The organism is Bacillus sp. FSL R5-0585 (genome assembly GCF_038004545.1).
Classification (GTDB): domain Bacteria; phylum Bacillota; class Bacilli; order Bacillales; family Bacillaceae_G; genus Bacillus_A; species Bacillus_A cereus.
The window spans coordinates 3,393,888-3,408,535 of record NZ_JBBORJ010000001.1 but is presented as its reverse complement, the minus strand read 5'-3'; the positions used below and the strand labels follow the sequence as shown (position 1 = coordinate 3,408,535).

The following is a 14,648-nucleotide window of genomic DNA, read 5'->3' as shown; positions in this document are numbered from 1 at the left end:
GAAAAGCATGGATAAACCGACTTTAATTTCTATATTTTTCAACGGAATTGTATGTTTTATACGGTAAATGTACAAATTGCGAGATTATTAGACAGAAAATTGAGAAAAAAGAAGGATTTTTCAGTGGTTTTCTATAATTATATAAGTATAATCTTTATGGAGAAAAGAGGGGTATATATAATGGAAATAACAAGTAAAACAGAATCTGTCGTTGTGAAATATGAAGGCCACGTTGCAACGGTTATGGTCAATCGCCCAGAGGTGTTAAATGCGTTAGATGAGCCGACCTTAAAAGAGTTATTACAAAAGTTGAAAGAAGTAGCGGAAAGTTCTGCGCATATCGTTGTGTTATGCGGGAACGGCCGTGGTTTTTCTGCGGGTGGGGATATTAAATCGATGCTTTCAAGTAATGATGAAAGTAAGTTTGATGGCATTATGAATACCATTTCTGAAGTTGTCGTGACATTATATACGATGCCAAAGCTTGTTATTAGTGCAATTCATGGACCGACTGCAGGTCTTGGGTTAAGTATTGCGTTAACAGCTGATTATGTAATGGCGGATATATCATCTGTTATTGCAATGAACTTTATTGGAATCGCTTTAATTCCAGATGGAGGCGGTCATTTCTTCCTTCAAAAGCGTGTCGGTGAAAATATGACGAAGCAAATTATTTGGGAAGGTAAGAAATTATCAGCGACAGAAGCGCTTGATATCGGCTTAATTGATGAAGTAATCGGCGAAGATTTCCAAACGGCTGTGAAACAAAAAATTAATGAATGGTCACAAAAACCGATTAAAGCAATGATTCAAACGAAGCAAATTTTATGTGAAGTAAATCGCTCTAATTTAGAGCAAACATTGCAATTAGAAAAGCGTGGTCAATATGCAATGAGACAAACAGCGGATCATAAAGAAGGTATTGCTGCATTTTTAGAGAAACGTTTACCAGCATTTAAAGGGGAATAAAGTTTGTCCATTCCTCACTGATTATTAGCTCGTTAATTCGGGATAAAGGGGAGAAAGTGCTAACACATTTTAGTATAATTGTGTTAGCACTTTTTTTTAGGAGTAATACATGAAGAAAATAATCGGTGTTATCACTATTATTCTGCTTACATATTCTGCTTTGCATAGTACACCATCTTTGGCAGTTCGGACTGCGTTATTTTTTGAGGGACATCCAAGTGTTGCATTTTCTGACGGGGTGACGAAAGAAAAAGATGTGAAAAAAGAAGCGATTCCAGATGAGTATCAAACTCTATATGGTAAGGACGAAGACTTAGAGCACTATTTCTTTCCACATGTAAGAGCACATGGATCAGGAATTGATATGTTAAGTGCGTGCGTGAAGAAAAAATGGTTTTTCTATAAAGCAGAGCTCGGATGTTATTAAATATAGGAGGATGAATGATGTCAGCATATAACAAGTTAGTAAGAGATCGTGTTCCAGAGAAGATTTTAATGTCTGGAAAAACGTATACAGCACAAAAATTAACAGGTCAAGCATACATACAAGCTTTAGCGAAAATTGGAACGGAAGAAATTCGTGAATTTGCTTCTATGAAAGAACGCGAACATGCACTAGATTCTCTTGCAGATGCGCTAGAGGTTATCATTTCATTAGCACGTGCAGAAGGTGCATCGATTGAAGATGTGGAACGCCTTCGTAAGCAAAAAGAGATAGAGCGCGGTGGATTTGAAAGAGGGATTTATTTATTAGACGTTTCAGAAGAATAGTTTTATAGGAAAAGCATAGCGTTAATGAGTAACGCTATGTTTTTTTGTTGCAATGAAGCTAATAATGAAGAAGATAGCTGTTAATATCCAGCCGATTGTAATAGAAGTAGTAGTATGAATGGCATAAGAGATTTGTAAACAAAATAATGATGCTAAAAACCAAATGAGTGCAATGTGTATATATTTTTTGGATATATTCATATTTCAGGACTCCTTTTGTATACTAAAAAGAATTTTACTACAATTTAGAAAATTAAGCTATATAAGTAGAGGTTTTCTGGAGAATTTTGTATACTGAATAGTAGAGAAAATGAGGAGGAAACGACAATGGCACATCATACGAAAGAAACGATGGAACTGATTAAGGAGCTTGTCTCTATTCCGAGTCCATCTGGAAATACAGCAAAAATTATTAATTTCATTGAAAACTATGTCAGTGAGTGGAACGTAGAAACGAAGCGTAATAATAAGGGAGCTCTTATTTTAACGGTAAAAGGGAAGAATGATGCGCAGCACCGCTTATTAACGGCACACGTTGATACGTTAGGTGCGATGGTGAAAGAAATTAAGCCTGATGGTCGCCTAAGTCTTTCTATGATTGGTGGATTTCGCTGGAACTCTGTAGAAGGAGAATATTGCGAAATTGAAACATCAAGTGGCAAGACATATACAGGAACGATTTTAATGCATCAAACATCTGTACATGTATATAAAGATGCAGGTGAAGCAAAACGCGATGAGAAAAATATTGAAGTTCGTATTGATGAGCGCGTATTTTCAGCTGATGAAGTACGCGAATTAGGAATTGAAGTAGGAGACTTCGTTTCATTTGATCCGCGCGTTCAAATTACAGAGAGTGGATACATAAAATCACGTCATTTAGATGACAAAGTAAGTGTTGCGATTTTATTAAAATTAATTAAAAGATTACAAGATGAAAACGTAACATTACCATATACGACGCATTTCTTAATTTCTAATAATGAAGAGATTGGATACGGTGGTAACTCTAACATTCCAGAAGAAACTGTTGAATATTTAGCAGTTGATATGGGAGCGTTAGGTGATGGACAAGCATCTGATGAATATACAGTATCTATTTGTGCAAAAGACTCTAGCGGCCCGTATCATTACGCACTGCGTAAACATTTAGTAGAGCTTGCGAAAACGAATCATATTGAATATAAAGTAGATATTTATCCATACTACGGATCTGATGCATCAGCTGCGATTCGCGCGGGATTTGATGTGAAACATGCTTTAATTGGAGCGGGTATTGATTCTTCTCACGCATTTGAACGTACACATGAAAGTTCTATTGCGCATACAGAAGCATTAGTGTATGCATATGTAATGTCTAATTTAATTGAAGAATAATTTCATAGATAATAGAGAGCTGATTAAAGATATTATTTTTAATCAGCTTTTTATTTGGCAAAGCGATTAGGAGACATGTTCTAATCGCTTTTTTATCCCGCTATTTGTGAGCTGATTAAAGTTTTTTTATATACATTCATTATAAGTTATATATATGCGATTTTTGTTATACGGCCGGAAACGTATTTACTATAGATATATAATGTTATACACTATGAAAGGAATTAATTAATAGTTAATATTTTTTAGTTAGCTTGATTAAAAAAATTGTATGAATATGAAGTTTTGAGAGGAGATTTATTTTTCATGAAGTACAAAGCAATAGCCGCAGGTTTATTAGCAGCAAATTTACTAGCACATCCAATTAGTAGTTTAGCAGAAACGAAGAAATTTCCTGATGTTTCAGATAGTGCGTGGTCAAAAGACGCAATTTATTATTTAGTAGAGAGAAATGTAATTAACGGTATGCCAGATGGTAACTTTATGCCATACGGAAATTTAACACGCGCCCAGGCAGCAAAGATTATCGCAACAGCAATTGGTGCTAAAATAGATCCAAATGCAAAGCCGTCTTATAATGATGCAAAAAATAGTTGGGCAGCTTCATTTATTGCAGCCATGGAAAAAGAGAATATTATTAAAGGGCGAGAACCAGGAGTATTTGATCCTGAAGGAAAAGTAACTCGTGCTGAAATGGCAGCTATGCTTGTAAGAGCATATAATCTGAAAAGCAAAGTAACAGGACCAGTTCCTACAAAATTCGCTGATTTAGAGAATCATTGGGGTAAAGAAGAAGTTAATATTTTAGTAGAATTAAAACTTTCTTTAGGTACAGAGAATGGCTGGAAACCGAATGATTCTATTACGCGTGAACAAGCAGCTCAGCTTACTGCGCAAACAGATAAATTTAGCAAGAATAGTGATCGTCCAGTAGAAACAAAGAAAATGTACATAGATAGAAAATTCATTACATATCACGCACCATCATTAAGTTCTGGGATTAGTGCGAATCAGCATAATCCACAAATGGTTGAAATTAAAGAAGAACGAGATGGATGGATTAAAATTGCAACAAGTAAAGGTGATAAATGGACACCTCTAGTAGAGAAAACAGAAGTTATTAATGAAGGGTTCACTACTTATGCAGAAGCTTCTTCTTCTTCAAAAGTAATGGGAACACATAACGCACAACAAGTAACTGTTATTGAAGAGAACGGCAGCTGGATTCGTATCCGTATGGGCGCTGGTTTCCAATGGGTTAATAAAAATCAATTAAATCCAGTGAAGCAAGGTAACTTCTTAGAAGGAAAAGCGATTATCATTGATCCAGGTCATGGTGGAGCGGATTCAGGTAATCCAGGTTATTATGAGAAAGAAAGTGAAACTGTATTAGATGTATCACTACGATTACAGAAGATATTTGAGAAAAAGACACCATTTACTGTGTTATTCACTCGTACAGATGATACACGTCCAGGAACAAGTGCTTCTGATTCTTTAAAGAAACGTGTAGAATTTGCTCAAAAAAATAATGGGGATATTTTTGTAAGTATTCATGGTAATGGTACGGAAAAGAAAAATGGACAAGGTACAGAAACATTCTACTATGAATCAGCGACAGCAAGAGGAACAAATCCTAACGTATCAGAAAGTCGTTTACTAGCAGAAAAAATTCAAGAGCGTCTTGTAGATGCACTGGGAACAAAAGATCGTGGTGTGAAAAAAGGCGATTTATACGTAATTAGAGAAAATACAATGCCAGCTGTATTAGCAGAATTAGCATTTGTAGATAATAAAAGTGATGCAGATAAAATAGCTACACCAGCGCAGAGACAAAGTGCAGCGGAAGCTATTTATCAAGGTATTTTAGATTACTATGAGGAAATGGGTAACAACGTGTCTTCTTTCCGTTAATAAATAATAAGAGATTGCCATTGGCAGTCTCTTTTATTTATTAACGTTTCTCTTTATTTCCGGCATATGATATCATTTAATTTTATATACAAAAGAAAAGTATTTGAGTAATTGTAATCATAACAATTTTAAACGATAGAGGATGATAATAGATTGAATAATCATAGTAAAACACCTGCCTGTATATATACGTATGCATTTCGTGAGGAGGAGCGTGCTTTATGTTACTTGGAAATGCGCTCGTTCTTTGGAATGGAGTCGCACGTTAATATTTTAAAAAGTGATGTAAAAATTGACCCGAGTAGAAGTGCGTTTATGAAAGAGCGCGTTGAGGTTATGTATGAAGGGGACGACTTAGAAAGCATTTTAAAACAAGTGGAACAAATTGATTTAGCGGGGGCGTCGTTTAAAGTTATCTTCGTTAAAATCAATGACCTCGTTGGAGAAAATAAAATTGAATATGGAGAAAGACGTCTTATTGAACGAGACCTTGGCATGCATATTGAAGGAGAAGCGGATGTTCGTAATCCAGAGCGTGTATTCGGGATTGTTCCTCTTGGAGGACGCTGGTACTTCGGGCACTATGTAGAAAGCGAACCAGTTTGGTATCATCACATAAAAAAACCGCATAGTTATTCGACATCACTTAGCACACGTGTTGCGAGATCAGTTGCAAATATCGCTGTACCAAATCCAGAGGGAGTACGAGCAATTGACCCGTGCTGCGGTATTGGAACAGTAGTAGTAGAAGCACTTTCTATGGGGATTAACATCGTTGGTAGAGATATAAATCCACTTGTAGTTCTTGGAACAAGAAAAAATATCGCACATTTCGGATTTGAAGGAACAGTAACAAAAGGACCAATCGAGGAAATTACTGAGAACTACGACGTTGCCATTATCGATATGCCGTACGATCTATTTACGCACGCCACACCAGAAGATCAACTATCAATTCTCTCAAGTGCACGCCGCATCGCGAAAAAAATAGTCGTTGTCACGATGGAAACAATGGACGACATGATCCATGAAGCAGGATTTGAAATTACAGATCGCTGTATTACAAGAAAAGGATCATTTACTAGACAAATTCTTGTTTGTGAATAAGAAAGGAAGGTCACCCGTTTGGGTGACCTTTTTAGTTTGTATTGATGTGTAATTGGTTGGTGGTTTAGGTAGATGAATTAGCGAAATTTGTCGGTAAGTCGATATTGCATGTCGAATCGCCGATAAATTTAAAAAATCGCTGATATATTGTGTTGAATCGCTGATATATTCCGAGAATCGCCGATATTGTTACATTAGAATGTTACTGTTCTTTTAATTTCTCTTGTTGTGCAAGTAGTAAATTGCGCAAGATGTGTCCGCGGTAACTTTCTAGTTTTCGTCCTTCATGATAGCGCACACCTAATTTTTTTAATTCAGCTACGTACCAGCCCTTTGTTCCGTAATACATGGGATCACTTCCTTTTTGCTTTTGAACAGTATATGTTTGGGAGCGAAGTAACTTTACATTGAAAATAATAATGATAAAAGGAATTTTGCATGTGTATACCAGTGAAATTGCAAAGTTATCGAGGTGTTTTATAACGTAACGTCCAAGCCGTGTATAAAAAAGTAGACAGTTGTATATGAATTTGTTGAAAAAAGAATACACATTACTGAGGGGATTTGAAAAAAGTAATGCTATACGCTTTGGCATGATACTTGCGTTGGAAATAGTATCAACATATAGGGGAGAGATTGAAATGAAGGTTAGTAAAATATATACAACGATTGATGCACACGTAGCTGGGGAGCCGCTTCGAATTATTACAGGCGGCGTGCCAGAAATAAAAGGAGAAACGCAGCTGGAAAGACGCGCCTACTGCATGGAACATTTGGATTACCTTCGTGAAGTTCTGATGTATGAACCGAGGGGGCATCACGGCATGTACGGTTGTATTATTACCCCGCCTGCAAGTGCTCACGCTGATTTTGGCGTATTATTTATGCACAATGAAGGTTGGAGTACGATGTGTGGGCACGGTATTATCGCTGTTATTACAGTTGGAATTGAAACGGGTATGTTTGAAGTAAAGGGGGAAAAACAAAAGTTTATTATTGATAGCCCGGCTGGGGAAGTCATTGCGTATGCAACATATAACGGGAGTGAAGTAGAGTCCGCATCATTTGAAAATGTTCCTTCCTTTGTATACAAAAAAGACGTTCCTATTAAAATAGATAACTATGAATTTCAAGTAGATATCGCGTTTGGAGGAGCATTTTACGCGGTAGTAGACTGTAAAGAATTTGGCTTGAAAGTCGATTTCAAAGACTTATCTGCTATTCAAGCGTGGGGCGGTAAAATTAAGCACTACATCGAGAGCAAAATGGAAGTGAAGCATCCACTTGAAGAAGGATTAAAAGGGATATACGGCGTTATTTTCTCAGATGAACCGAAAGGAGAGGGCGCAACTTTACGAAATGTAACAATCTTTGCTGATGGGCAAGTAGATCGTTCTCCTTGCGGTACAGGAACTTCCGCAAGAATCGCAACTCTTTTTGAAAAAGATGCTTTACAAAAGGGAGAAATTTTCGTCCATGAATGCATTACTGACGGGAAATTCGAGGGGGAAGTATTGTCGGTAACCGCAGTAGATACATATGAAGCTGTCGTTCCAAAAGTAACGGGGAATGCCTTTATTACAGGATTTCATCAGTTCGTTTTAGATCCAAGAGATGATTTGAATCGGGGATTTTTGTTAGGATAAGAGGAGGGGGTGGAAAGATATGCTAGTCATAAGCGCGAACGAACAAAGAAACTTAGTAAATATGAATGAAGTTATTGAATACGCGGCGCTTGCTTTAAAAGAATTTTCCGCAGAAAGAACGATTACACCAATAAGAGGTTCGTTACCATTTGCGAACGAGCAAAATACGGCATTAATTATGCCTTCAGTAGCGGAAGGGCTTGAGGCACTTGGAGTAAAAATAGTAACGGTAGTCCCGCAAAATAAACAGATAGGAAAGAAAACAATCAATGGGATTGTGATGCTATTAGACTTTCAAACGGGAGAACCGCTCGCACTTTTAGAAGGATCGTACTTAACGATGATCCGAACAGGCGCCTTATCAGGAGTAGCGACAAAATATTTAGCTCGTCATAACGCAAAAACTTTATGCATTATCGGCACGGGTGAACAAGCGAAAGGAATTGCTGAAGCAATATTTGCGATTAGAGATATCGAAAAAGTTATCTTATACAATCGCACAGAAGAAAAAGCGTATGCATTTGCGCAATATATACAAGAGAAATTTGGAAAACCAGCTTACGTTTACAGGGATTCAAATGAAGCAATACGTGAAGCAGACATTATCGTCACAACTACGAATGCATCCACACCAGTCTTCTCAGAAACACTACAAAAAGGCGTCCACGTAAACGCCGTCGGCTCATTCAGACCAAGCATGCAAGAACTACCCTCACATGCCATAGCTAAAGCAAACAAAGTAGTAGTCGAATCAAAAGAAGCAGCACTAGATGAAACAGGGGATCTTCTAGTTCCGATAAGAGAAGGTTTATTTGACGCAAGCGACATCTACGCCGAACTCGGACAAATCATAAGCGGAGAAAAAGCCGGCCGCGAAAACGACGAAGAGATTACTATTTTCAAATCAGTTGGTTTGGCAGTGGTAGACATAATTGTTGCGAAGTATTTGTATGAGAGAGCGGTGGAGAGTGGGGTTGGGAATAGGATTGAGTTTTGAGACTGCCTTTCGGTGGTCTTTTTTGTCTTTAATCCCATTCTACATTTCCGAGTATATATAACAATCATTTTAGAGGCATTTTCTGTAAGCTGCTAGTTTTTTTACTTATTTTACGAGGTCTTTTTATTTTATTATCCTTATAAATATAGTTTATCGCAAGAATTCATTAATAGATGTCAAACTTTCTAGTTTTACAAAAAAGTTTGACTTTACATACAGGTAGTGGTAATTTAAAACTTATAAGAAAACTCGGGATTAATTCCGAGTTTTCTTATGGGTATAACTAGTTTGAGGGGGCCGAAAGATGAAACGGAAATTATTTGCATTACCATTTGTTCTAATACTACTTATTGCATTAGCGGCTTGTTCTGGGGAAAAAGATTCTTCGAAGCAAGCGGGCACTAGTAAATCAGGGACTCCGAAAGATGGAGGAACGTTAACGATTGGTGTTAGCGATAATCCAGATACGATGAATCCGCTTTATGCGAACGATCGTGTGTCATTAACTGTGCAGCAAGCTTTATACGCGCCGCTATATCATATGGAAAACGGTAAGAAAAAGTTTGTTCTTGCTGAGAGCTTTACGCCTTCAGAAGATCAATTAACGTGGACATTGAAATTAAAAGATAATTTGAAATGGCATGATGGTAAGAAAATTACATCAGACGATATAGCATTTACATTCCAATCTATTTTGGATGAAAAGCAAAATAGCTCAAGTCGTGAAAACTTTATTTTTAAAGGAAAGCCGCTTGAGGTGAAAAAGGTAGATGAGTTAACAACTCAATTCGTTTTACCACAAGTAAGCGCATCTTTTGAAGGTGTGATGAATGATTTCTTCCCAATTCCGAAACATGTATTTGAAGGGGAAGCAGATTTAGCGAAGAGTAAGAAAAACTTACAGCCTGTAGGATCAGGTCCGTTTAAGTTTAAAGAGTATAAATCAGATGAGTATGTTGCATTAGATCGATTCGATGAGTATGTAGGTGGAAAAGCTAAATTAGACTCTATCGTATACCGCGTTGTAAAAGACCGTAATACAGCAAATGTTTCACTGCAAAATGGTCAAATCAACATGAAAATGATTGAGCCGCAAGACTTTAAGAAACTAGATAGTACTGGGAACTTCTCAATGGTGACATTCCCTGAAGGTAGATTATTCTACTTATCTTATAACATGAATACAGATTTGATGAAGAAAAAAGAAGTGCGCCAAGCAATTGCGCATGCGTTAGATAAAAAAGAAATGATTAACTCAGCATTCGTTTCGGGTGAATTTGCAGAACCAGCAAATTCAATCTTAACGCCAGACGCTATGTATTATGCGAAAGATATTAAAGACTATAAGTATGATAAAAAAGAAGCGAAAGATTTATTAGCAAAAGCTGGCGTGAAAGATAAAGAAAAAGTACGCGTGATGTATGTAACGAATAATAAAATCATGGAAAGCTTAGCGCTTTATACACAACAAAAATTAAAAGAAGTTGGCTTAGAAGTTGAACTAAATGCATTAGATGCTAGTGCAGCAAGTGAAAAAGGCTTAGATAAAGAGAATAAAGAATATGACATTACATTTGGTGGTTACATAATGGGACCTGAGCCAGATTCATATAAGAGCTTATTCTTAAGTAATGCTGAATACAATTATGCACGATATAAAAACGCTGATTTCGATAAGTTATGGGAAGAAGCTGCAGTTGAAACAGATAAAACAAAACGTGCAGAGCTATACCATAAAATTCAAGAAACAGCTAGAGAAGATGTACCTTATCTACCAATCGCATATCCGAAAGCAGTTATTGCAGTAGATAAAAAGTTTGATGGATTAAAAGAAGCGAAAGCAATTCCTGTCACAATGTTTGAAGATCTATCTAAGATTTATGAAGTGAAATAAGAAACACTAAAGAAGCTGGTGGAAATCAGCTTCTTTAGCTTGAGGGGGGAAGTTTGTGTATAAAGTAATTGCGAAGAGGCTTTTAAATGCAATTCCGCTTTTATTTGTTATTTCTATTATTTCTTTTCTATTAATAAAACTAGCACCGGGGGATCCAGTTCGAAACTTTGTAACGCCAAATATGAGTCCAATTGATGTGGAGCGTATTCGCAAAAGTTTAGGACTAGATCAACCAATTTACGTGCAGTATTTTTTATGGTTAAAAAACATTTTAACAGGAAACTTTGGTTACTCACTTCAAAATCATCGTCCTGTTTTGGAACTTATCACAGAAAGATTACCTGCAACAATTGGATTAATGGGATCATCTTTACTCGTCTCATTCGTAATCGCAATACCGCTTGGACTATTTACAGGTGTGAAAAAGAATTCATTCTTTGACCGCATTGTAAACTTTATTTCATACGTTGGTATTTCTATGCCGGTTTTCTGGTTTGCACTATTATTAGTCTACTTATTCTCTTTAAAATTGAACCTACTTCCGAGTATGGGTATGCGCACCGTAGGTAAAGATTCTGTCTGGGATATTGTGCAACACGGCATTTTGCCTTGCATGGTGCTTGCGTTCCAAAACGTATCTGTTTATATGAGATATATTCGTTCAAGTACGATTCAGCAATTAGAAGAAGAATACGTACAAATTCAATATGCGTACGGCGCTTCAAAGAAAACGGTGTTATTTAATCACGTACTTCGAAATGTATTAATACCAATCATTACAATTTTCGGATTATCGATTCCAAGTTTAGTAGGCGGAGCGTTTATTACGGAAACAGTATTTTCATGGCCGGGTCTTGGTTCACTTGGGGTAAATGCTATTTTTAGATTTGATTATCCGATTATCATGGCAATTACATTACTATCATCATTCATGTTAATTCTCGGTAACTTAATTGCTGATATTTTATATGGCGTAGTAGATCCGCGCATTCGAATGAGGGGGTGATTTGGCATGAATAATAGGAGATTTCAAACGATAAAACATAGCTTTACGAAAAATAAGTTTGTTGCAATGGGAGTTATTATACTTGCGGTTTTAACGGTCGCATCAATTTTCGCATTCGTATCGCCGTACGATCCTAGCAAAATGTCAATTCCAGATCGCTTACAAGAACCAAGTATGAGTCATCCTTTCGGAACGGATGATTACGGAAGGGATTACTTAACGAGAGCGTTATATGGCGGACGAGTTTCACTTGCGGTCGGTTTTCTTGCGATGGTTGTTTCTATTACAATCGGTACCGCAGTTGGAACAATTAGCGGATATTTTGGCGGAAAGTTAGACAACTTTTTAATGCGAGTTGTTGAAGTACTGATGTCAATTCCATCATTCTTCTTAATGCTACTATTAAATGCGTATTTAAAACCAGGAATTACGACGTTAGTTCTTATTATCGGATTACTAACATGGATGGACACCGCCCGTATTGTAAGGGCAGAAACGTTATCTGTAAAAGAGCGTGAGTACGTTTTATACGCAAAAGTATCAGGGCAAAAATCACTAATGATTATTGTAAGACATATCATTCCGAACATTTTATCAACCATTATTATCGCTGCGACATTAACGATTGCGACATCGATTTTAATGGAATCATCACTTAGTTTCTTAGGTTTAGGTATTAGAGAACCAGATTCTTCTTGGGGCAGCATGCTAAACAATGCGCAAGGATATATTGGTGAAGCTTGGTATTTAACACTCTTCCCAGGATTCCTTATCCTTTTAACGGTACTTAGTTTTAACGTAATTGGTGAAGCATTGAAGAAAGCTTTCGCACCAAAAGGAGCCGGACATGAAAACTAAAGTGTTAAGCGAAAGGAGTGAGAAGCGTGTCTGAAAAACTACTAGAAGTGAAAAATTTAAAGACTTCTTTTTTCATAGAAAGTGGCGAAGTTGAAGCGGTTCGCGGCGTTACATTTCGCTTAAATAAAGGAGAAGTAGTCGGTATCGTTGGGGAATCTGGAAGCGGAAAGAGTGTAATGGCGAAGTCTGTTATGTCTCTCGTTACGTCACCAGGAAAAGTGAAAGAAGGGGAAATCCTTTTTCATAATGAAAACATACTTTCTAAATCTGAAAAAGAATTACGTTCTATTAGAGGAAATCAAATTTCACTTATCTCTCAAGACCCAATGTCAGCGCTAAATCCAGTCGTGAAAATTGGGAAACAAATGACGGAAGTAATTATACGTCATCAAAAAGTGAAAAAGAAAGAAGCAGAGCAGATCGCGATCAACTTGTTAAAACAAGTCGGCCTTTCGTCACCAGAAGAAAGGGTAAAACAATATCCGCATGAACTAAGCGGTGGTATGAAGCAGCGGGTTATGATTGCAATGGCGATGTCTTGTAACCCAGACCTTCTTATTGCTGACGAACCGACGACTGCACTTGATGTAACGATACAGGCGCAAATACTAGATTTAATGAAAAACTTAAAGAACGAAACGAATATGGCGTTACTTCTTATTACGCATGACTTAGGAATTGTCGCGCAAAACTGTACGCGCGTCATCGTTATGTACGGCGGGCTTATTATGGAAGAAGGACCTGTACTTGATATTTTCCAATCGCCGAATCATCCATATACGAAAGGGCTATTAAACTCTTTGCCAAAAATAGCGAACGGCGTAAAAGGAAGACTCGCTCCTATTCAAGGTGTAACGCCAAACTTATTAAACCCGCCACAAGGTTGCCCATTCGCAGAGCGTTGCCCGCATGCGATGGACATTTGTGAAAAAGAACGTCCGCCATATTTTGAAATCGGAAACGAAAGACGTTCCATGTGCTGGTTAAACGATAAGACAGTAGGTGATTCACATGCATGAAGAAAACTTAATTGAAGTTCGGAACTTAAAAAAGTATTTTCCTATTAAAAAAGGACTATTTGGCAGGAAAACAGAGCAATTAAAAGCAGTCGATGACCTAAGCTTCACAATTAAAAAGGGTGAAACATTTGGATTAGTAGGAGAATCTGGCTGCGGAAAATCAACGACAGGAAGAAGCATCATTCGCTTACATGATGTCACTTCAGGTAACGTTTTATTTGACGGAAAAGATATCGCAAGTTTAGAGGAAAGTGAACTAAAAGAATATCGAAAACGAATGCAAATCATTTTCCAAGATCCATACGCATCATTAAATCCGTCGATGAACGTATTCCAAATTATTAGTGAGCCAATGAACATTCATAGATCTTATGAAAAAGAAGAACAAAAAGAAATCATATTAGACCTGCTCAAAAAGGTAGGCTTAAAAGAAGAACATTTATATCGCTACCCGCACGAATTTAGCGGGGGCCAGCGCCAGCGCATTAGCATCGCGCGCGCACTATCTGTAAAACCAGACTTTATCCTATGTGACGAACCAATCTCAGCACTTGATGTCTCAGTCCAAGCACAAGTCGTAAACATGCTGCAAGACATCCAAGAAGAAACAGGCGTCACATACTTATTCATCGCGCATGACCTATCCATGGTAAGACACATATCAGACCGAATCGGAGTCATGTACCTAGGAAACATAGTAGAAATTGCCGATAGTGAAGACCTATACGCAAAACCGGCACATCCATACACACAAGCACTACTCTCATCCATGCCAGAACCAGATCCAACAAACACAGGCAAAGAACGGATCATCCTAGAGGGGGAAGTTCCAAGCCCGCTCAACTCACCGTCCGGCTGCAAATTCAGAACGCGCTGCAAATTCGCTACTGAAAAATGCGCACAGGAAGTACCGAAGATGGTGGAGATTGCGAAGGGGCATCAGGTGGCTTGTCATTTGTTTTAGGGGGAGAGCACTAGGGGGACCTGGTGCTTTTTTCTTTTGTGTTGGGGTGTGGGATTGGTTGTAGACTAATGGTCAGTGATTGTTTATAGCTGCATTTCCTGTTATATAATTTTCCTTATTTTTCAA

15 protein-coding genes are annotated in these 14,648 nt (G+C 37.5%); 13 read left to right on the top strand and 2 right to left on the bottom strand.

Annotated features, from left to right (window positions below; translation table 11 throughout):
- Positions 1–156: 156 nt before the first annotated feature.
- The 3 genes from MKY38_RS17610 (at position 157) to MKY38_RS17600 (ending at position 1,740) form a co-directional block, all read left to right on the top strand.
- Complete coding sequence (locus MKY38_RS17610; protein WP_001999174.1) at positions 157–969, top strand: enoyl-CoA hydratase; 813 nt, start codon at positions 157–159, stop codon at positions 967–969.
- A gap of 109 nt (positions 970–1,078) precedes the next feature.
- Positions 1,079–1,396 carry a hypothetical protein gene (locus MKY38_RS17605; protein ID WP_065224677.1) on the top strand — a complete coding sequence of 106 codons (318 nt, stop codon included), beginning with the start codon at positions 1,079–1,081 and terminating at the stop codon, positions 1,394–1,396.
- A gap of 17 nt (positions 1,397–1,413) precedes the next feature.
- Positions 1,414–1,740 (top strand): nucleoside triphosphate pyrophosphohydrolase, encoded by a 327-nt coding sequence (locus MKY38_RS17600; RefSeq protein ID WP_001277350.1) that lies wholly within the window; start codon positions 1,414–1,416, stop codon positions 1,738–1,740.
- A gap of 21 nt (positions 1,741–1,761) precedes the next feature.
- On the opposite strand, the gene MKY38_RS17595 is transcribed toward MKY38_RS17600, so the two are convergent.
- Entirely contained in the window at positions 1,762–1,941 is a 180-nt protein-coding gene (locus MKY38_RS17595) for a hypothetical protein (protein WP_001027083.1), read from the bottom strand.
- A gap of 126 nt (positions 1,942–2,067) precedes the next feature.
- Here MKY38_RS17595 and MKY38_RS17590 point away from each other — a divergent pair, with 126 nt between their 5' ends.
- The 3 genes from MKY38_RS17590 (at position 2,068) to MKY38_RS17580 (ending at position 6,138) form a co-directional block, all read left to right on the top strand.
- Positions 2,068–3,117 (top strand): M42 family metallopeptidase, encoded by a 1,050-nt coding sequence (locus tag MKY38_RS17590; protein WP_000930085.1) that lies wholly within the window; start codon positions 2,068–2,070, stop codon positions 3,115–3,117.
- Between the two features lie 306 nt (positions 3,118–3,423).
- Positions 3,424–5,031, top strand: a complete 1,608-nt coding sequence (locus MKY38_RS17585; RefSeq protein WP_078439312.1) for an N-acetylmuramoyl-L-alanine amidase — start codon at positions 3,424–3,426, stop codon at positions 5,029–5,031.
- 153 nt (positions 5,032–5,184) lie between these two features.
- Positions 5,185–6,138, top strand: coding sequence for a TRM11 family SAM-dependent methyltransferase (locus MKY38_RS17580; RefSeq protein WP_341049285.1), 954 nt, complete (start codon positions 5,185–5,187; stop codon positions 6,136–6,138).
- Between the two features lie 202 nt (positions 6,139–6,340).
- Here the strand turns inward: MKY38_RS17580 and MKY38_RS17575 are convergent, their stop codons facing one another.
- Positions 6,341–6,571, bottom strand: a complete 231-nt coding sequence (locus MKY38_RS17575; RefSeq protein ID WP_100240272.1) for a YflJ family protein — start codon at positions 6,569–6,571, stop codon at positions 6,341–6,343.
- Positions 6,572–6,779: 208 nt separating this feature from the next.
- Here MKY38_RS17575 and MKY38_RS17570 point away from each other — a divergent pair, with 208 nt between their 5' ends.
- The 7 genes from MKY38_RS17570 to MKY38_RS17540 all read left to right on the top strand — a co-directional run bounded on the left by MKY38_RS17570 (position 6,780) and on the right by MKY38_RS17540 (position 14,522).
- The gene (locus tag MKY38_RS17570) at positions 6,780–7,784 is read left to right on the top strand and encodes a proline racemase family protein (RefSeq protein ID WP_341049282.1); all 1,005 of its coding nucleotides are present in this window, start codon (positions 6,780–6,782) and stop codon (positions 7,782–7,784) included.
- 19 nt (positions 7,785–7,803) lie between these two features.
- A complete protein-coding gene (locus tag MKY38_RS17565) occupies positions 7,804–8,781 on the top strand; it encodes an ornithine cyclodeaminase family protein (RefSeq protein WP_341049280.1) in 978 nt (325 codons plus the stop codon).
- 304 nt (positions 8,782–9,085) lie between these two features.
- A complete protein-coding gene (locus tag MKY38_RS17560) occupies positions 9,086–10,675 on the top strand; it encodes an ABC transporter substrate-binding protein (protein WP_078384531.1) in 1,590 nt (529 codons plus the stop codon).
- 55 nt (positions 10,676–10,730) lie between these two features.
- Entirely contained in the window at positions 10,731–11,681 is a 951-nt protein-coding gene (locus MKY38_RS17555) for an ABC transporter permease (RefSeq protein ID WP_000278778.1), read from the top strand.
- A gap of 6 nt (positions 11,682–11,687) precedes the next feature.
- A complete protein-coding gene (locus tag MKY38_RS17550) occupies positions 11,688–12,539 on the top strand; it encodes an ABC transporter permease (protein WP_001065285.1) in 852 nt (283 codons plus the stop codon).
- 26 nt (positions 12,540–12,565) lie between these two features.
- Entirely contained in the window at positions 12,566–13,558 is a 993-nt protein-coding gene (locus MKY38_RS17545) for an ABC transporter ATP-binding protein (protein ID WP_341049276.1), read from the top strand.
- The gene (locus tag MKY38_RS17540; protein WP_137072745.1) at positions 13,551–14,522 is read left to right on the top strand and encodes an ABC transporter ATP-binding protein; all 972 of its coding nucleotides are present in this window, start codon (positions 13,551–13,553) and stop codon (positions 14,520–14,522) included. The genes MKY38_RS17545 and MKY38_RS17540 overlap by 8 nt, the downstream gene beginning before the upstream one ends.
- Positions 14,523–14,648: the final 126 nt, after the last annotated feature.